The following is a 17471-nucleotide window of genomic DNA, read 5'->3' as shown; positions in this document are numbered from 1 at the left end:
CGTTTGTTAAACCTCCTGCTTCAATTAGATGCTAACCCGAGTACGCGAGTAAGCTGATTTCAAACAAGCATCGATAACTTTCATATTGGCCACGGCATCGGCAGGAGTAAAGGAAGCTTCTTTCTCACCCCATACTACACGGGCAAACTCATCTGCTTGCAGTGCATATTGATTCAGCTGCGGCTGCGTCACTTCGCGCTTGCCGTCTTTGGAATGAACATAGAAAGTAGGATTGCCGATATACGCTTCAGGCACTTCGATACGGCCGTTTGTTCCGATGATTTCAAGCGTGTTGCGGAAAGCCGCCCACATGCCGCAATCGAATGTCAGCGCTACGCTGTTCGGGAATTCCAAAATACCCGATGCCATCATATCGACATTGTCGTGCTCTGGGGAAATCAATGCATGTACGGTTGCCGCCTCAGGCTCAGCACCGAGCAGCAATCTTGCTGCGCTGATTGGATAGCAGCCGACATCATAGATCGAACCGCCGCCCCAGTCTCTGCGGTATCGTACGTTCTTGGAATCTCCTGCGTTATTGAATGTAAACGTGCCGTGAATCCCGCGCAGTTCGCTGATTTCGCCGGAAGCGATAATCGCTTGAATCTCTTCGTAACGCGGGTGCTGGCGGTACATGAACGCTTCTGCCAGATGAACGCCGTTCTTCGCAGCGGCATCGGCCATGCGGGCAGCCTCTTCCGCATTAAGCGCAATCGGTTTCTCACAGAGGACATGCTTGCCTGCTTCCATCGCACGGATGGACCATTCCATATGCAAATGATTCGGCAGTGGAATATAGATAGCGTCGATATCCGCATCATTCAAAATTTCTTCATAGCTTCCATAAGCTTTGGCAATGCCGAGCTTCGCTGCGGTTTCTTCCGCCTTTGCCAAATCGCGGCTTGCAATCGCTGTCACTTCTCCGGTTTCGGATTGTTTCGTGCCCGGTATAACGGAGTGTACGGCGATTCCGGCACAGCCGATAACGCCCCAACGCAATTTACGTGTCAATGTGATGGCCACCTTTTTCGATAAATTGGATTCGAACCTAGTATAGTCCATAATGAGTAGGGAAGAAATATAAAACAACTTCATTTTCATATAACAAAAGCGTACTCAAGCGACACCAAATAGTCTTGAACCCGCATAAGAAAGTAGGCTGCACCGCTTGGAATATCTATTAGAACTGCTTATCTTCCGCTATGGATATATCGGATTAACGTTCGCCCTCGCGCTTGGTATAGTCGGCGTGCCTGTCCCGGACGAAGTGCTGCTCACGTACTCCGGCTATCTAGCCGGCAACGGAACGCTGCATCCACTGCTTGTCGTGTTATGTGCCTTTCTGGGCTCGGCTCTGGGCATTACCTTGAGCTACTTGATCGGCATCCGATTCGGTCTCCCCTTCCTGCTCAAGTATGGTCCCAAAATCCACATCTCCGCTGCCAAGATTGAACGTGCGCAAGGGTGGATGAATAAATACGGAAATTTGCTGCTTATCCTGGGCTTCTTTGTACCGGGACTTCGTCACATAACGGCATATATGGCAGGGATATCGAGGCTGAAATTCAGTACGTTTATGCTATATGCTTACACAGGTGCGCTGTCTTGGAGCGTTCTCTTTATTTATATCGGCTTCCTGCTGGGGGATCGCTGGCTGCATGTCAAATATTACGTCCATCATTACGGACTTGCTTTCTTGCTCTGTGGTGGCATCGCGATATTCGCGGTGCTCAGCTTCCGCATGCTGCTCGCGATGAGGAAAGTGAAGACGTAACCGAAGAAGGCTCTACCGCAATCATCGACTGCGAGTGGAGCCTTACCAGACTACGATTCCATTAAAGCTTGATGCTAAAATATTTCTCCAGCGCTTCATCAAACTCTGCTTTCGTCCCCGCATTAAATACAACTGGCGCACCTTCGCCCGCGAAAATACGGAACTCCTCGCCGGATACCGTATTGCGTCCTTCCTTCGTTCGAATGGCGAGAATCGGAGCTTTTCTAAATACCGAATCCGGCGCATTCTCGCACCAGAACGTGGCAAACTCATAATCTCCCGCAAGCTGAGGTTCTTCCGTAAAGGAATAGATACGGCTCCATTCCCCGCGCTTCAACTCGCACAGAAACCACCCAAACTCACGGTCACGTTCCATCCGGTAGACTTCCTCGCCTTGTGCTTGCTCCAGCTTCTCTATCAGCTCGATCGGCCGCCTCGGTACGATGCCCCCAACACCGACATCGACTAAATAGGTACGACCCTCGGCCTCCACCTTTAACACGTGGTGACGTCGTTTTGGCGGCAATGAATCGACATCACGCCAGAAACGGGCTACGAAATCCGTAACCGGATACCCCAGCTCCCGCAGCAGCCAGCCGAACAAGGCATTCAGCTCAAAGCAGTAACCGCCGCGGCGACGGTGAATGATTTTGTCCTGGAGGGAATCGATTTGCAAGGAAAGCGGGATGCCGTTCATAATATCCAAATTCTCATAAGGCACTGTGTGAAGATGACATTGTTGCAGGTCGGCGAGCGCTGCCGCACTGCCGTCAAGCGGTCCTTCATAGCCGATCCTCTCGAGATAGGCTGCAACTTCAGGTTTTACGAGCGTGCGATCATTCGGCATCTTACGTCTGCTCCTTTGCCCTTACATCGTAAGGCATAATACTACTAAGTTTAATTTTGATCGGCGAAATGTTCAACACTTTTCACCCTAATATTGGTGCTGCGGCGCCGAGAAGGTTATACTGGACTATAGCATGATTTAACAATTGGATAAGGGGTTACATAATGAAACAGCTGAAAATGATCATCGATGCAGATACAGGAATTGACGACGCACTGGCCATCCTCTATGGAATCAAGTCAGGAAAAGCGGATATCGTTGGGATTACAACGACTTTTGGCAATATTCCCGTCGAGCAAGCCACCGAGAATACATTGCGAATTTTAAAGCTGGCCGGACGAGAGAACGAAATTCCTGTCAGTCAAGGTGCTTCACAGCCCCTTACTCGCATCGTGAAAGTGTTCCCTACGCATGTTCATGGCGTTAACGGGATCGGCGATGTAGAGCTTCCCGCTTCTGCGCAGCGTCCGATCTCGGAACCCGCTGACGATTTCATCATTCGCACGGCGGATGAGCTGGAGAACGAACTGGTTATCGTTGCGCTAGGCAGACTTACGAATATCGCGCATGCGCTGAAGAAGGACCCTGAGCTTCCTTCGAAGGTTAAGCATCTCTACTTAATGGGCGGTGCGGTTCATGTTGCCGGCAATGTGACACCGACTTCCGAAGCGAACATTTGGGGCGATCCGGAAGCAGCCGACTTCGTCTTCCAATCCGGCTTGAAGATCACGATGGTCGGATTGGACGTCACCTATCAAACACGGCTTCGCCAATCTCATCTGGATATGCTGGAGCATTCCTGCAAGCCGGAGAATCGCGAGATTGTCAGCTTCCTGAATCGGTCCATGTCCTACTATTTCAATTTCTACCGCCAGTCGGATGCCTTGCAGCAATGTGCGCCTATGCATGACCCTCTTGCCGTGCTGGTTGCACTGGAGCCCGGTATCGTGCAGACGCAGCAAATGCATCTTTCGGTGGAATGTAAAGGTGAGCTAACCCTGGGTATGACCGTTGCTGACCTGCGGAGAAAACCGGTCGCCGGCTCCCCGGTTGACGTTTGCATTAACGTTGATGCGGACCGCGCGATCGATCTTATGCTGGAAGTGTTCGTATAGTGGGAGTCAAGGGACAGGGCAGAATTAGCTGCGCTGTCCCTTTCGATTTTGTTTCATTGACTAAGAACGAACGTTCCCTTATCATGAACTTGTATGAATCTTCCTTAGAGGTGATCAGGTGAGACAGCTGAATATTTCAGTATTGCCGGAGAAGAGGGCTCAACTTGTTGGTCATGCGGAAATGAAATTGATCGGCATCCCTTGCATTGGTCTCCAGGACATGGGGAGCAAATTCCGTCACGCGAAAGAAAGCTTGCTTGGACTTGCCGCACATATGCCTCAGATCATGGATGCTTCTGTCCAGTATGGGATGTGGCCGCAGGCTGCCGAACAGGATGTCCCGAATACGCATGCTTATCTGTTATCCGTAGAAGTGACTACGTTTGAGGGAATACCGGAATGGTTTGCGCGCATGACCGTCCCCGCTCAAAGCTGTGTCGTTGCCGCCAGCCAAGATGGTGATTTTGAAGGCGCCGGAGAAATTATCGATGCATTTATTGCGACGAACGCATTGCAGCCTGATCCGCAGCCGCGAGATTATATCATCTGCGAGCGCTATCGTTATAATGCCGAAGGTTTCGCTCGATATTCTTATCCAATTCTAATGTCCTAATCATTATTGAATATAGAAGTCCCCCTCCAGGAGGAGCCCATGACCGTATTCCGAGGTGAAAATTACTTCCATCAGGAAAATTTCCCCTTCCATATCGATCGCTACACGATCCAGAAAGGTGAGCATATCCCTTCGCATACGCATGACTTTGTGGAGCTTGTCTTCGTCGTGGAAGGCAGCGCGCTTCATGAAATGTCCGGCCATACCTACCAGCTTGTTGCCGGGGACGTATTTGTGCTGGAGCCCAACGTCTATCACAGCTATACCTGTTCATCGGAGAAGGAAACGATCGTGTACAATGTGCTCTTCGAAGCCTCCTTTCTTCAGCGCGAGATGGAAGTGCTGCAGCAGATGCCTTCGTTCGTCAACTTCTTCTATCTGGTTCCCTTTCTGCGCAAAACGCAATCCTTCGTTCCCTATCACTCCCTTCAGTCCGGTCAGAAACTCCAAATCCAATCCCATCTGCAAACCATCTACGATGAATTCCGCCAGCGGCGGGAGGGCTATCAGCTCATCATCAAGACAAGGTGGATTGAATGCCTCGTCTGGCTTAGCCGCTTCCATCACGAGAACCGCAAAACGCTGCAGCCCGTCGCCGTCAGCGATAAAGACTGGATGGAATCCATCGTCAACTTCGTGGAGCTGCATTACTATCAGCCCCTCACCTTGCAGCAGCTAAGCCAATTATGCGGCATGAGCGTCTCTTCCTTCACCGCCAAGTTCAAGGAAACGACCGGCCTCAGCCTGCTCGACTACAAGCACGCCGTCCAAATCCGGCATGCCGTAACTCTGCTCGAGACCACCGACAACAAGGTGCTCAACATTGCCCTGGACGTCGGCTTCAACGACGTCAGCTTCTTCAACCGCATGTTCCGCAAGCACACCGGCCAGACGCCCGGCGAATACCGCCGGCGGTTGAATGGGCGAACTTAGCTCGACCGTCCCAAGTATGGGACGGTCTTTTAATTGGGCTGGACGCTAATGCGATTGATGGCGCTCCTCGTGCGGCAAAATAGTTTTCGCCCATTAATAAACGGTAACGATTCCCCTTCTTTTGCTGGCGATCGGCTTTTTTGTTCTTTGTACGGTAACTGGTACCTCTCTTTTACTCACAACCGACTCTTCTGATCTTTGAGCGGTAGCTGGTATCTCTCTTTTACATTTAGTTAGTGTTTGATGGTAATGTGTGGCCACTAGAGCAACACATTCATAATTAGTTAGTGTTTAATGGAAATGTGTGGCCCTTGGAGCAACACATTCGCATTTAGTTCGCGTTTACTGGACATGTGTGGCCCTCAGAGCAACACATTTGCATTTAGTTAGCGTTTACTGGACATGTGCGGCCACTAGAGCAACTCATCTGCATCTGGTTGCCACCTTTTTCGCTGTTCCGTGTTAGCTCTCCCTCTCTGAATACCACTCACCTTCGCGCTACTTTGCACCAGCCCGTCCCCCATGCGCCATAAATGTGTGGCCCTTGGAGCAACACATTCGCATTTAGTTCGCGTTTACTGGACATGTGTGGCCCTCAGAGCAACACATTTGCATTTAGTTAGCGTTTACTGGACATGTGCGGCCACTAGAGCAACTCATCTGCATCTGGTTGCCACCTTTTTCGCTGTTCCGTGTTAGCTCTCCCTCTCTGAATACCACTCACCTTCGCGCTACTTTGCACCAGCCCGTCCCCCATGCGCCATTCGACTGCAAGCCACTCGGCACAACAAAAAACCTCCTACACCCAAAGGTGTAAGAGGCTTATTTGTCTTGCATGTCTTCTCGCTTGTCTTGCTAATCCTTACTTCGCGCTCCAAAGCTCAACGCGGTCTTGCACGTATTTGGTGTAGCCTTCTTCCATCTTTTTCACACCGGCTTTGTCGAGGTCTGCCATGTAAGCATCCCATACTTTGTCGAAGTCAGCTGGTTTAGCCAGGATCGCTTCAGGGATACGTTTCCATGTGATGTCTCTCATCTTCGTGCCAAGAATGGATACTTCGTCTTCGCCCGGAATCGAGATGTTCCATGCAGCGCCGTATGCTTTAACTTTGAACTCGTCCTCTTTCGGGAACAGGTCTTTCCACGTTGTTGCTTTGTAAGCGGCAAGCGTTTCTTTCTCTACATCGCTGTAGCCAAGAACGAGCTGCTCAGGGAAGTTCTTCGTGTAGTAGTTGCCGGATGGATCTTTGGCACCATCGCCGTAGTGAACCATCATGTTCCAGTAGAAGTTGATACCTGATTCTTTCGTGAATGCCGTATTGTCGTTGTTGATGCGATCTTGTACTTCTTGCGGTACAACGCGCTTGCCGTCTACTACATTGTAATGCTTGCCTTCGATACCCCAGTTGTTAAGCACTTGGAACTCATCGGAAGCCAGGTAATCCAAGAATTTAATCGTACGAATCGGATCCGGATTCGTGCTGGAGATGGAGATGCCGTAGCCGCCCATGAAACCGGTTGGCCAGAACGATGCTTCTTTGATGTCTTTGGACATGGTAACCGGATAGTGACCATAAGTTTGATCGAACTTGCCGGCTGTTTTCAATGCTTGTTGACCATCATTGTAATCCCAGTCTTGGTCGATCAGACCCAGAACGCGGCCAGTTGCAACTTTTGCTTTGTATTGATCGTATTTTTGAACGAAGCTTTCTTTGTCGAGCAAGCCGATATCGTTCATATGGTTCAACCAGCGGAAGTATTCTTTCTCTTCCGGACGACGGAAGTGGTAGATCGCTTCATGCGTATCTTGGTTGATGAAATACTCCCCGTCATCGGAACCGCCAGTTGTAGCTACGGCTGGGTTCGTTACGGAAATATACATATGCCAGTCATCGGCATTCAAGGATACACCGATGTTTTTGTTGCCGTTCTCGTCCGTAGGGTGCTTCTCCAGGTACGATTTGATGACATTCTCGTAGTCTTGAACCGTACGGATCTCAGGGTAACCCGCTTCTTTAACTACGCGGTGCTGAAGCTCGAAGCCGCCGCCTGCAACAAAACGCTGCTCATCCGCTGCTGCCCATGTCGGGATCGCATAGATCGCTTGATCATCATTCGTATATTTAGCGCGCACCAGGTAGTCACCCAGTACTTTCTTAATGTTCGGAGCATATTTATCGATCAGGTCAGTCAGGTCGATTACAGCGCCGGCATCAACCAGCTTGCCGATATCGCCTTTAGCCGAAATGATATCCGGATATTCGCCGCTTGTTGCAATTAGCGCTACCTTCTGCGCCGGATCGCCGACTGCGAATTCCGCATCCAGCGTTACGCCGGTTTTTTTCGTAATCTCTTTACTGACGTCATCTTGCATGTTATTCCAGTTCGGATTCGGGTCTTCAGCAAACATGGAGAACGTGATTGGAGACGTATCTTCCGCTGCAGCGTCCTTGTTAGCGTCAGCATTTGCGGCATTCGAATTGGCATTGCCTTCCGTTGTTACGGCAGAATTGCTCGTTTCGTTGTTTTTCTCATTGTTGTTGCTACCGCACCCAGCAAGTAATCCAGCAAGCATTGTAAGCGACATTAGAATCGAAGCTGTTTTGGCTGTCTTTCTTTGCATGTTGCAAACCCTCCCATTATGGTAAAAATTATATTGTATAAACAGGAAACCTGCTAATACCAAAGTCTGGTGATTCGAAGCTAGTTAGCTTTTTACCGCACCAAGCGTCATCCCTTTGACAAAATAACTCTGCAAGAACGGATACACGATCAGGATCGGAACCGTAACGATAATCGTAATGGCCATCTTTACCGATTCCGGCGAAATCTGCGCCATCACCTCGACCATGTTGCGGCCGCGGAAATTATCGACGTTCGTAGTCGTGCTCTGAATGACCTTCATGAGCTCGTATTGCAGCGTTGTCAGATGATCCTTCGAGCCGTTGTACAGATAAGTATCAAACCAAGAGTTCCATTGACCGACTGCAAGGAATAGGGCAATCGTGGCGAGTGCCGGCTTTGTCAGCGGCAGAATGACACGCCAGTAAATGGTGAAATCATTGGCGCCATCGAGCTTTGCGGATTCTTGTAGTGCATATGGTATCCCATCGATAAAGGACCGAATAACGAAGACGTTGAATGCGCTAACAAGTCCGGGCAAAACATAGACGGCAAAGGTGCCCATCATGTGAAGATCCTTGATCAGGATGTAGAACGGAATCAAGCCGCCGGATACATACATCGTGAGAGCCAAGAACGTAGATACGAATTTGCGTCCCTGGAAGTCGACTCGGCTCAGCGTGAACGCCAGCATGGAAGCGCTGATGAGACCAAGAATCGTGCCGACAACCGTCCGAAGAATGGATATTTTGAGTCCGGTTATTAACCCGGAGAAGGCAAATATGGTTTCGTAGTTCTTGAGTGTGAATTGACGCGGGAAGATGGTGATGCCGCCGCGCACACTGTCTGTTGAATCGTTAAGCGAGATCGCCAGGACGTTTAGAAACGGATAGAGCGTGGCGATAGTAACAATGATAATGGCTGTGTAGACAACGATATCGAAGATGCGGTCGGACCAAGGCGTACCGCTGGATAGTGAGCGAGTTTCCATTTGGCAGCCTCCTATATAATGCTTTCTTTCGTAATTTTCTTGAAAATGCCGTTAGCCGTGAAGAGCAAGAGAACACTGACGACGGAGTTGAAGATGTTAATCGCGGTACCGAAGGAATATCGTCCCATTCCTAACCCGTAGTTAAGCGCATACAAATCGAGCGTTTGTGAATAATCCCGGACTAGATTGTTGCCGAGCAAGAACTGTTTCTCAAACCCGATGCTGATCAAGTGACCGATCGAGATAATAACCAGAATGATGATCGTGGAGCGAATACCCGGCAGCGTAATGTTCCAAACCTGCTGCAGCCTGCTCGCGCCGTCCACTCTTGCAGCTTCGTACAGCTCCGGTCCAATGCCGGCAATTGCGGCCAGATAGATGATCGTGTTCCATCCGGTTTCTTTCCATACATCCGAGGCGGTGACGATCCCCCAGAACATATTGCCTTTGGCCGAGAACTGAATCGGTTCGCTGATGATGTGAAGACCGACTAGCAGGTCGTTCACCGCACCGTTATCGGTGGAGAGCATTTTGGTTACGATGCCCGCTGCCACGACCCATGAGACGAAATGCGGCAGGTACGAGATCGTTTGAACGAAACGTTTGAACACTTGAATGCGAACTTCATTAAGCAAGATGGCGAAGATAATCGGAATCGTAAATCCGGCAATCAAACCCATCACACTCATCGCCAGCGTATTGCGCAGCGCTTGGAAGAACGAATCGTCTTGGAACAGTTCCTTGAAATACTGCAATCCTACCCAGTCTTGTTCGAAAAATGATTTGGCGGGCTTGAACTTCTGAAACGCCATCGTCCATCCCCAGAGCGGCAAATAGCTGAATACGAACACCCACGCTATAAAGGGAAGAGACATGAGATACAAATATTTTTGCTGCATAAATGTGTGCCAGAAACGCGGCTTCCGGTAGTTCATAAGCAATTCCTCCTTGCTGTATGATCTAATGATAAGGAAAATAAAGCGTTTTCAATACCCTAACAATTTTGCTCAAAATCATATAAAAATCTCACATTTTCCGATAAGAGGACGGTGAAGTTCCGACGTATTTTCTAAATTTGCTATGAAAATAATCGACATTGGAGTACCCGACCTTCTCGGCAACCAGATACACTTTCATCCCTTGACTGAGCAGTTCTTTCGCTTTCTCGACCCGGACTTTATCCAGATAAGTGTTGAAATATTCGCCTGTTTCGTTCTTGAACAGCTTGCCGAGATAGGCGCTGTTGTAGTTAAATACAGCCGCCAGCGCATCCAGCTTCAAATTCTCCACATAGTTGCGCTGAATCAAATCCAGCATCTTCTTGATTTGTTTGTCCGTGCCGACAGATGCCGATTCGGGCTTTAAGCCTTGCAGAAAAGCAATGACATGCTGCTCCATCTCGTTGTAGTGCGTTTGCTCGAATATGGCATGGATGCTGGCAGAGAGCTGCCCGCCCCTTGTCTGCATGTCAGGGTCATGCTGCGACAGCTTGCTGATCACGCAGGTAACAATTTCGGCAAGCGTGGCTTTTATCGTTTGCTCCGAGCTGCCGCACGCCAACAGAAATTTGCCCTTCTCCGCAACCAATTCCGCTATCGCTCTCGCATTCCCAATATCGATGGCAAAAAACAACTTCGCAGCCGCTTCGCCGCAATCGATCACGGTTTCTTCAGCCGCTGCATCGATAATTGGAGCAGTCTGTGCAATTGGTGCCGTTTCTGCCGTTATTAGCTGACCGCCCGCATAGAAGAATCGCATGCTGACGAACTTCGCCGCTTCCTCGTATGAGCTGCTGATATCTTCCAATCGATTCACACTTGATCCCGCCGCTGCAGTAACTGCCAGATCCTCTTGCGACAATAGCGCAACCATGTCTTTGAATAATGCCTGCCGCTTCTGCTCCAAGCTCAGATCCTTCTTCACGAGCAGCCCGATAAAGGAATCCATGGTAAACACAACGCCTATACCCGTCTCTTCAAAGGCTTGAATGAACAGCCCCTTCAGCTTCATCAGCTGTCCATGCTCGATCTCATGCCCCTTGCCCTGCAGCTTCAGAAGTACGACGGTGTAGCTGTCCCAATTAAGGTCCGCATCCGTCAATTCGTTCTCCTGCAGCGCAACAGGCACCTGATTGCCCGGAATCAGATACGACTGCACGACTCGTTCGCGATTCCAAACTTCCTTCATCTCGTTCTTGACCTTCTGCGCCGATTCTCGCATCAGCGTGGCGTGCAGCTTGATCAAATAATCAACCAGCTCGTCCTCGTCAACCGGCTTGAGCAGATAGCCGTCCGTATCCAGTGCAATCGCCTTCTTGGCATAGTCGAAGTCCGCATAGCCGCTCAAGATTAGCACATGGACGGACTGTTCGTTCTTGCGCAGCTGATCAATCAGCTCAAGCCCGCTCATTCCCGGCATTCGAATGTCCACGATCATCAGATCCGGCTTATGCCGATCATATTTCGCAAGCGCATCCTTCCCGTTTGCTGCGGTATCCACCACTTCATAACCAAGTCCATTCCAGTCAATCAGCGTTCGTAAGCCTTCGCGGATCGTAGGTTCATCATCTGTAATGAGCACTTTATACATAAGCAGAATCGCCTCCAATTGGAATCGTAAATTGCACTCTGGTACCAATGCCCGGCTCGCTCCAAATATCGAGTCCGTACTCGCTGCCATAGAGAAGCTTCAGACGCATATGGACATTTCGAAGCCCGATGCGGTTGCCTTCCCCATCCTCTTGATCGCCAAAGGTGTGCAGGACTTGTTCCAGCCTCTCCCGTACCATGCCTTCGCCATTATCGATGACTTCGACGTGAATCATATCCCCCAGCAATTCGGCTTTCACGCGAACGAGACCGCCTTCTTCCCTGTTCTCAAGCCCATGAATAACGGCATTCTCCACCAGCGGCTGAATAATAAGCGGAAGAATCGGTGCCTGCTCCGCGGCCGGGTCAACCAGCAGTTCATACATGAGCCGATCTTCATATCTGAATTTCTGGATGTCCAAATAACAGCGAACCATATCGATTTCATTGCGCAGCATGACGGTGCGATTGCCGGCTTCGAGATTTTTGCGCATCATTTTGCCCAGCAGCCTCACGACATTCGAAATCTCTTTCTCCCCCTTCAAATGGGCCTTCATCCGAATCGATTCGAGCGCATTGAATAAGAAATGGGGATTGATTTGACTGGCCATCATTTTGAATTTGATTTCATTTTGCTTCGACTGGATTTGCACCTTCTGCTTGTTTGATTCCTGCACTTCGATGAGGAGCTCGTTAATGCTGACCACCATGGCGTTGAACTGCCTGGACAGCTGTCCAATCTCGTCCTTGCCGTCAATTTCGAGCGCGATATCGAGGTTACCGGTCGCAACCTTCGTGATGTGCTTGCTTAGACGCAGCAATCGATTCGAAAGAAACGTCGCAAAACCATAGATCAAGCCGATTGCCACTACGAGACTGATCGCAACAACCGACAGCGCCAGCACAATAATTTGATTGGCTTCCTTCACGATGCTGTCGATCGAAAAGACCGAAATAATCCGAATCCCGTTCAAGCTGGAAGCCGGGACGAGCTGTTCGATTTGAATTTGGGAGGATTTGCCGTCCACGACTGCTTGGAATCTCCCGCTTTGCTTATCGATGACGTTCGGATCAAATGAAATATCGGCAAGCGTCTTCCCTACCCGATTCGGACGATTCGCGGACACGATATGATTATCTTCATCCACGATCATCGTCTCGAAGGTTTCTTGATTGAGAATCGAATCCAGCATTCGCCCGTTCACATTGATGACGAGTATGCCGATGTTATGCTGATTCAGAAAATCGATTTTGCGGATTAAGCTCAAATAGGGCAGATGATCGCGTTCATCCTCGATATAATTCCAGCCGATCAGCCCGCTGCTGTTGATGGCGGTTTGATACCATTTCGACCGTATAATCGCGCTTGTCGGCTGAATGAACTCCCAGTTGTTAAGCAGCGTCTTATTATTGATGTAGAAACGGATGTTGGTAATCTCTTTATACAAGCGAATGTATTCTTTAATATCCGGGTAATCCTTGTACGCCTTCACGACGTCGTAAACGGTTTCATATTGACCATTCGCGAGTCCGGCGAGCCGGCTGTCATTGGACATCCGATAGGAAATATCATTCGAGACATTGATCACCTCGGCCGTCCGTTTCTTTACCCGCTCCACGTTTGCGGCAGTTTGTTCAAGGGCATTCTCCAGCGCCATATGCCGCAGCTCACTCGTCAGGAAGACCCCGACCATCATGACCGGTACGAAAACAACGACGATACAGGATAAAATAAGCTTTGTTCTCAGTTTCATGTCATTCATGCTGCGGATTAGGAATCGGAACATAGCGAAGCCTTCCCTTCTGTATATGAGCTATCTATTTTCTGGAAGCGTTTTCAAAACAAACGGTTATTTCTGATGCTCAAAAGCATATTCTCCATTCTAATCAATTGAAACTCGAAAGAACAGGTAAAATTTGTTCCATTTTTCATGTAATAATTAGTGATTTTGGTCAAAAGCAAAAAAGAACGATACCGGTTGGTATCGTTCTTTCGGATTGGATACTTCTAAATCGGCGACTGCACAGGTGCCGGTTTGGGTGAAAGTGCAGCCACGGGCGCTGGTTTGGGTGCTGGTTTAGGCATCGGTACCGCTGATTGCGCGGGTGGTGCCGGTGGAGACAACGCAAGCGAGGTTGTCGTGGTGTGCAGCGTATCTTCGCTGAAACGCTGTACTTCCTCCTTTAAACCCAGCATCCGCTTGTCCAGTGCACCGATCATATCGGCGGTTTCCTTCAGTTGATCGCGAATGGAAGCGGGCATATCATCGTGAAATTGATAATAGATCTTGTGCTCCAAGCTGGCCCAGAAATCCATAGCGATGGTCCGCAGCTGGATTTCCACTTTCACATGCTCGATGCGATCCGATAGGAACACCGGAATTTCAATGATCATATGCAAGCTTTGATACCCGTTTGGCTTCGGATCCTTTATGTAATCCTTGACCTCGATGACCTTCACATCACCTTGTCTGAGAATCATCTCGTAGACGCGGTAGACGTCGGTTGTGAACGAGCAAATTACGCGTACCCCGGCGATATCCCGGATATGTGCGGCCGCATTTTCTTTGGACACTTCCACGCCTTTGCGTTGCAGTTTCTCCACGATGCTCTCCGGCGATTTGATCCGCGTTTTCACATGCTCGATGGGGTTGTAATGCTGAACGAATTGCAGTTCTTCGTTGAGAATCGTCAGTTTCGTGCTTATTTCATCCAGTGCAAACTTATAGCTCATCAGCATTTTGGCCCACTCCATGACCATTTGCTTGTCCATCATCTCTCTCACACTCCTTGTTGCTCTCATCTGTATTACCCACTACAAGATCGGCGATAACAGCCGGACGCAGGATTCCCTGAATCTGTGAAACGTCGATCGTTGCGTATAGGCTTCATAAGTCAGCTCCGAGCAGACCTTCATGTCATCCTCGAATATACGTTTCAGCTGTGACGCCGTTTCGGTATCATATAGAATTGCATTGACTTCAAAATTCAATTTGAAGCTGCGAATGTCCACATTGGCCGTCCCCACAGAGGCGACATGGCCATCCACGACGATCGTTTTCGCGTGAAGGAAGCCCTTCTCATAGAGATAACATTTCATCCCTTCGCTGAGTAAATCGCCCAGGTACGAGTACGATGCCCAGTACACCATTTTGTGATCCGGCTTGCTAGGCAGCATCATGCGCACGTCGATTCCGGATAATACGGCCATTTTCAAAGCGGTCAATAAGCTCTCATCGGGTATAAAATAAGGCGTTTGGATAAAGATCGTTTCCTTCGCGGAATTGATCATTTTGATATACGCGTTCTTGATTTGCTCCAGCGTTTGGTCCGGTCCGCTCGATACAATCTGAATGCCCGCGTTTCCCGTATTGGCGGTCGGCGGGAACAGCTCCAGCACATCCCTTGTAATCGGTGACGAGGACGCCATGTTCCAATCCAGCATATAATGCGCCTGCATTTGGAGCACCGCATGGCCGGTAATGCGCAGATGCGAATCCCGCCACGCCCCATAGCGCTCATCCTGCCCTAAATATTCATCGCCAATATTGAAGCCGCCAATGTAGCCGATTTGCCCGTCGATAATCGCGAGCTTGCGATGATTGCGGTAGTTGACGCGAATGTTGAGGTAGGGGATTTTGGAGGGGAAGAAGAAAGCGACCTCTCCGCCCGCCGCACGCAGCCGATCAAAGAAATGACGCGGAAGCAGCGAGCATCCGATGTCATCGACTAGAAATCGGACCTTGACCCCTTGTTTGGCTTTGCTTGCAAGCACATCGAGCAGGCGATTGCCCAGTTTGTCGTTCTGCACAATATAGTACATGAGATGAATGTGGCTGCTCGCCCGCTCAATATCATCGAACAGCGCACCAAATTTATCATTGCCGTCGGTATAAATTTCAACCTTGTTGTTCTGCGTGTACAGCGCAAAACCGCTCGTCAAATTCATATAGATCATATCCGCGTAATTCGCCGCAGCCGCGTCGTTAAACACGACCTGATTATCCCGAAACTCCCGCCGCTGATTCTCGATCATCGCGTTCATCGTTTCTTTCGTCCGTTTGTTCAGCTTATAGATCTTCTTCTTGCTCAGGTTCTGCCCGAGCACCAGGTACACCACGAACCCCACCGCAGGCAGAAACAATAGCACCATCAACCACGCCCACGTCACGCCCACGTTTCGCCGTTCCATGAATATAACCGCAATCGCGAGTGGAATATTAACAACCATTAGATAAGTAAAAAAGTTTCCAAAACTAAGCATCGGCAGGCCTCTCCTCGAATGCTTGCAGCATCTTTGCATTCCCTACCCAGTATAAACCATTTTGGGCCGTAGGCCAAAATGGAGATGGGGCCGATGTGTAGCACCAGGCGTTACACTTGAGCTACATTCGCCAACTAACCTCTGATGTGTTGCTCTGGAAGCTACTCTTTCGTTAAATTTGCTTACTTACTCCCAATGTGTCGTCCTGTGAGCCACTCTTGAGCTATATTCGCCAACTAACCTATGATGTGTTGCTCCGGGAGCTACTCTTTCGTTAGACTAGCTTATTTACTCCCAATGTGTTGTCCTGAAAGCCACTCTTGAGCTACATTCGCCAACTATCCTATGATGTGTTGCTCTGGGAGCCACTCTTTCGTTAAATTTGCTTACTTGCTGCCAGTGTGTTGTCCTGAGAGCCACTCTTGAGCTACATTCACCAGCTAACTTCTGATGTATTGCTCTGGGAGCTAAGCATCACTTCACAATACGTGATCGGAGATTATAACTCATAGTCCGACCAGTAGGTGAGACTGAAGCAACAAACAACCCTTTGCTAACCAGTGACTGCAGTCCTTTACGTGCGGTTCTTTTCGTTGTCCCTAATGACTTCGCAGCATGCTTTAATGTCAGTTCGCCCCAGCACTCCTGCATCAAATGCAGGAGTGCTCGTTCGTATACGCTTAGCTCCTCGCCGGCGGGGCGAGTGATGCCGCCCCATTTGGCCAGACCCATGAGCAGCGTTTGTTGGCATCGGCGGGGTTTCTCCATGACCTCGTCGTAGGCGAAACGCAGCAGTTTCCAGCCTTCGATGAGCAGATGATTTTGACGGCTTAAGTCATCCGCGAATTTCCAACGAGAAATGTCTCGCCAGTGTGGTCCGAAGCCGTCAACCTCCAGTAATAGCTGATAAGACAACGGCGGGCAATAAGCGAAGTCTGCGAAGCGCGTCCCGCCTTTCAAATCCACCAGCTCATACTCGGGATGCAAATAATCTAAGCTCCCTACAGCCGGCCACCACACATACTGAAGCAACGCTTTCTCTGCTTCCCCGTGCTCTGACAACCTGCGTTTGCGCTCCGCGCCTCCACTCTGCCTCGCCTGCTCCATCATGCGCGTATAGGCCTCCTCGAACTCTTGCTCCATCATCTCACTCACTCCTCCGACAAATAAAAATAGGCTGCCCGCTCGGAAAAACTTCCGAGAAGAGCAGCCTGTGCTTCAGGACTAATTAAGTTTACACTTATGCTTCAAATTATAGTGGATGTAACTAATGTGCGCCAGAGCGGCGATGTTGCGGTTGGATAGTAAATTGTTGCGGCTTGTCCAATGTTATTTAACCGACCGCTTCAAACTCATCTAGCCGATAACGCCGCACGTCACTTATTCGTGGCTACTTCGTCCCAAACCGCTTCACCGAACGGATTTTGGCGCGTTCGATTTCGACTTGGCGATTACGCGGTTCGGCATTGGTTACCAATGAGCTAAGCAGCTTCTGCGCAACTGCGGAAACTTCGTCAATCGCGGTGTGGAAGGCGGCTTCGTTCGCTTTGGATGGTGCAGTGAATCCCGAGAGCTTACGGACAAATTGCACCGCGGCCGCATGAACCTCTTCTTCAGTGGCAGGCGGGTCAAAGTTGAACAGCGTCTTAATATTACGGCACATAGCGAGTCTCCTTTTGTTCGAGCGTTATTCCTTATTTTACTACAACGCAGCCACAGTCACT

The 17471-nt window shown here is 49.6% G+C and carries 15 protein-coding genes; 4 read left to right on the top strand and 11 right to left on the bottom strand.

Annotation, left to right across the window (positions count from 1 at the left end; all coding sequences use genetic code 11):
• Positions 1 to 24: 24 nt before the first annotated feature.
• On the bottom strand, positions 25 to 1011 hold the full coding sequence (locus BM412_RS03755) for a Gfo/Idh/MocA family protein (protein ID WP_256256106.1): 987 nt from the start codon (positions 1009 to 1011) through the stop codon (positions 25 to 27).
• 157 nt (positions 1012 to 1168) lie between these two features.
• On the opposite strand from BM412_RS03755, the gene BM412_RS03750 reads away from it, so the two are divergent.
• Positions 1169 to 1774, top strand: a complete 606-nt coding sequence (locus tag BM412_RS03750; protein WP_091214135.1) for a DedA family protein — start codon at positions 1169 to 1171, stop codon at positions 1772 to 1774.
• A gap of 61 nt (positions 1775 to 1835) precedes the next feature.
• Here BM412_RS03750 and BM412_RS03745 read toward each other — a convergent pair whose 3' ends face one another.
• The gene (locus BM412_RS03745; protein WP_091214133.1) at positions 1836 to 2621 is read right to left on the bottom strand and encodes an arylamine N-acetyltransferase family protein; all 786 of its coding nucleotides are present in this window, start codon (positions 2619 to 2621) and stop codon (positions 1836 to 1838) included.
• A gap of 164 nt (positions 2622 to 2785) precedes the next feature.
• On the opposite strand from BM412_RS03745, the gene BM412_RS03740 reads away from it, so the two are divergent.
• The 3 genes from BM412_RS03740 to BM412_RS03730 all read left to right on the top strand — a co-directional run bounded on the left by BM412_RS03740 (position 2786) and on the right by BM412_RS03730 (position 5282).
• Positions 2786 to 3736 carry a nucleoside hydrolase gene (locus BM412_RS03740; protein WP_256256105.1) on the top strand — a complete coding sequence of 317 codons (951 nt, stop codon included), beginning with the start codon at positions 2786 to 2788 and terminating at the stop codon, positions 3734 to 3736.
• A gap of 118 nt (positions 3737 to 3854) precedes the next feature.
• Positions 3855 to 4349 (top strand): AraC family transcriptional regulator, encoded by a 495-nt coding sequence (locus BM412_RS03735; protein ID WP_091214130.1) that lies wholly within the window; start codon positions 3855 to 3857, stop codon positions 4347 to 4349.
• 39 nt (positions 4350 to 4388) lie between these two features.
• The gene (locus tag BM412_RS03730) at positions 4389 to 5282 is read left to right on the top strand and encodes an AraC family transcriptional regulator (RefSeq protein WP_091214128.1); all 894 of its coding nucleotides are present in this window, start codon (positions 4389 to 4391) and stop codon (positions 5280 to 5282) included.
• An 862-nt stretch (positions 5283 to 6144) separates the two neighbouring features.
• Here the strand turns inward: BM412_RS03730 and BM412_RS03725 are convergent.
• The 9 genes from BM412_RS03725 to BM412_RS03685 form a co-directional block, all read right to left on the bottom strand.
• Complete coding sequence (locus BM412_RS03725; RefSeq protein ID WP_091214126.1) at positions 6145 to 7905, bottom strand: ABC transporter substrate-binding protein; 1761 nt, start codon at positions 7903 to 7905, stop codon at positions 6145 to 6147.
• Positions 7906 to 7989: 84 nt separating this feature from the next.
• Positions 7990 to 8895: a carbohydrate ABC transporter permease gene (locus tag BM412_RS03720; protein ID WP_091214124.1), complete on the bottom strand. Its 906-nt coding sequence runs from the start codon at positions 8893 to 8895 to the stop codon at positions 7990 to 7992.
• An 11-nt stretch (positions 8896 to 8906) separates the two neighbouring features.
• The gene (locus BM412_RS03715) at positions 8907 to 9830 is read right to left on the bottom strand and encodes an ABC transporter permease (protein WP_091214122.1); all 924 of its coding nucleotides are present in this window, start codon (positions 9828 to 9830) and stop codon (positions 8907 to 8909) included.
• A 91-nt stretch (positions 9831 to 9921) separates the two neighbouring features.
• A complete protein-coding gene (locus BM412_RS03710; protein WP_177245646.1) occupies positions 9922 to 11484 on the bottom strand; it encodes a response regulator transcription factor in 1563 nt (520 codons plus the stop codon).
• Positions 11477 to 13246: a sensor histidine kinase gene (locus BM412_RS03705; RefSeq protein ID WP_256256104.1), complete on the bottom strand. Its 1770-nt coding sequence runs from the start codon at positions 13244 to 13246 to the stop codon at positions 11477 to 11479. Before BM412_RS03705 ends, BM412_RS03710 begins: the two co-directional genes overlap by 8 nt.
• 245 nt (positions 13247 to 13491) lie before the next feature.
• A complete protein-coding gene (locus tag BM412_RS03700) occupies positions 13492 to 14259 on the bottom strand; it encodes a GTP pyrophosphokinase (RefSeq protein WP_091214116.1) in 768 nt (255 codons plus the stop codon).
• A 39-nt stretch (positions 14260 to 14298) separates the two neighbouring features.
• A complete protein-coding gene (gene cls, locus BM412_RS03695; RefSeq protein ID WP_091214114.1) occupies positions 14299 to 15747 on the bottom strand; it encodes a cardiolipin synthase in 1449 nt (482 codons plus the stop codon).
• 474 nt (positions 15748 to 16221) lie between these two features.
• A complete protein-coding gene (locus tag BM412_RS03690) occupies positions 16222 to 16893 on the bottom strand; it encodes a hypothetical protein (protein ID WP_091214111.1) in 672 nt (223 codons plus the stop codon).
• Positions 16894 to 17137: 244 nt separating this feature from the next.
• Positions 17138 to 17410, bottom strand: coding sequence for a DUF2277 domain-containing protein (locus BM412_RS03685; RefSeq protein ID WP_091214108.1), 273 nt, complete (start codon positions 17408 to 17410; stop codon positions 17138 to 17140).
• Between the last annotated feature and the right edge of the window lie 61 nt (positions 17411 to 17471).

Source organism: Paenibacillus sp. BC26 (genome assembly GCF_900116125.1).
Classification (GTDB): Bacteria; Bacillota; Bacilli; order Paenibacillales; family Paenibacillaceae; genus Paenibacillus_Z; species Paenibacillus_Z lignilyticus.
Note: the sequence above shows the minus strand (reverse complement) of the source record. Positions and strands in the feature narration are given on the sequence as shown.

What these genes read in the sequence shown, in the direction of transcription:
- BM412_RS03745 (WP_091214133.1), bottom strand. Translation starts at nt 2,621, where the DNA reads ATGCCGAATGATCGCACGCTCGTAAAACCTGAAGTTGCAGCCTATCTC.
- BM412_RS03740 (WP_256256105.1), top strand. Translation starts at nt 2,786, where the DNA reads ATGAAACAGCTGAAAATGATCATCGATGCAGATACAGGAATTGACGAC.
- BM412_RS03730 (WP_091214128.1), top strand. Translation starts at nt 4,389, where the DNA reads ATGACCGTATTCCGAGGTGAAAATTACTTCCATCAGGAAAATTTCCCC.
- BM412_RS03725 (WP_091214126.1), bottom strand. Translation starts at nt 7,905, where the DNA reads ATGCAAAGAAAGACAGCCAAAACAGCTTCGATTCTAATGTCGCTTACA.
- BM412_RS03720 (WP_091214124.1), bottom strand. Translation starts at nt 8,895, where the DNA reads ATGGAAACTCGCTCACTATCCAGCGGTACGCCTTGGTCCGACCGCATC.
- BM412_RS03715 (WP_091214122.1), bottom strand. Translation starts at nt 9,830, where the DNA reads ATGAACTACCGGAAGCCGCGTTTCTGGCACACATTTATGCAGCAAAAA.
- BM412_RS03710 (WP_177245646.1), bottom strand. Translation starts at nt 11,484, where the DNA reads ATGTATAAAGTGCTCATTACAGATGATGAACCTACGATCCGCGAAGGC.
- BM412_RS03705 (WP_256256104.1), bottom strand. Translation starts at nt 13,246, where the DNA reads ATGAATGACATGAAACTGAGAACAAAGCTTATTTTATCCTGTATCGTC.
- BM412_RS03700 (WP_091214116.1), bottom strand. Translation starts at nt 14,259, where the DNA reads ATGATGGACAAGCAAATGGTCATGGAGTGGGCCAAAATGCTGATGAGC.
- cls (WP_091214114.1), bottom strand. Translation starts at nt 15,747, where the DNA reads ATGCTTAGTTTTGGAAACTTTTTTACTTATCTAATGGTTGTTAATATT.
- BM412_RS03690 (WP_091214111.1), bottom strand. Translation starts at nt 16,893, where the DNA reads ATGATGGAGCAAGAGTTCGAGGAGGCCTATACGCGCATGATGGAGCAG.
- BM412_RS03685 (WP_091214108.1), bottom strand. Translation starts at nt 17,410, where the DNA reads ATGTGCCGTAATATTAAGACGCTGTTCAACTTTGACCCGCCTGCCACT.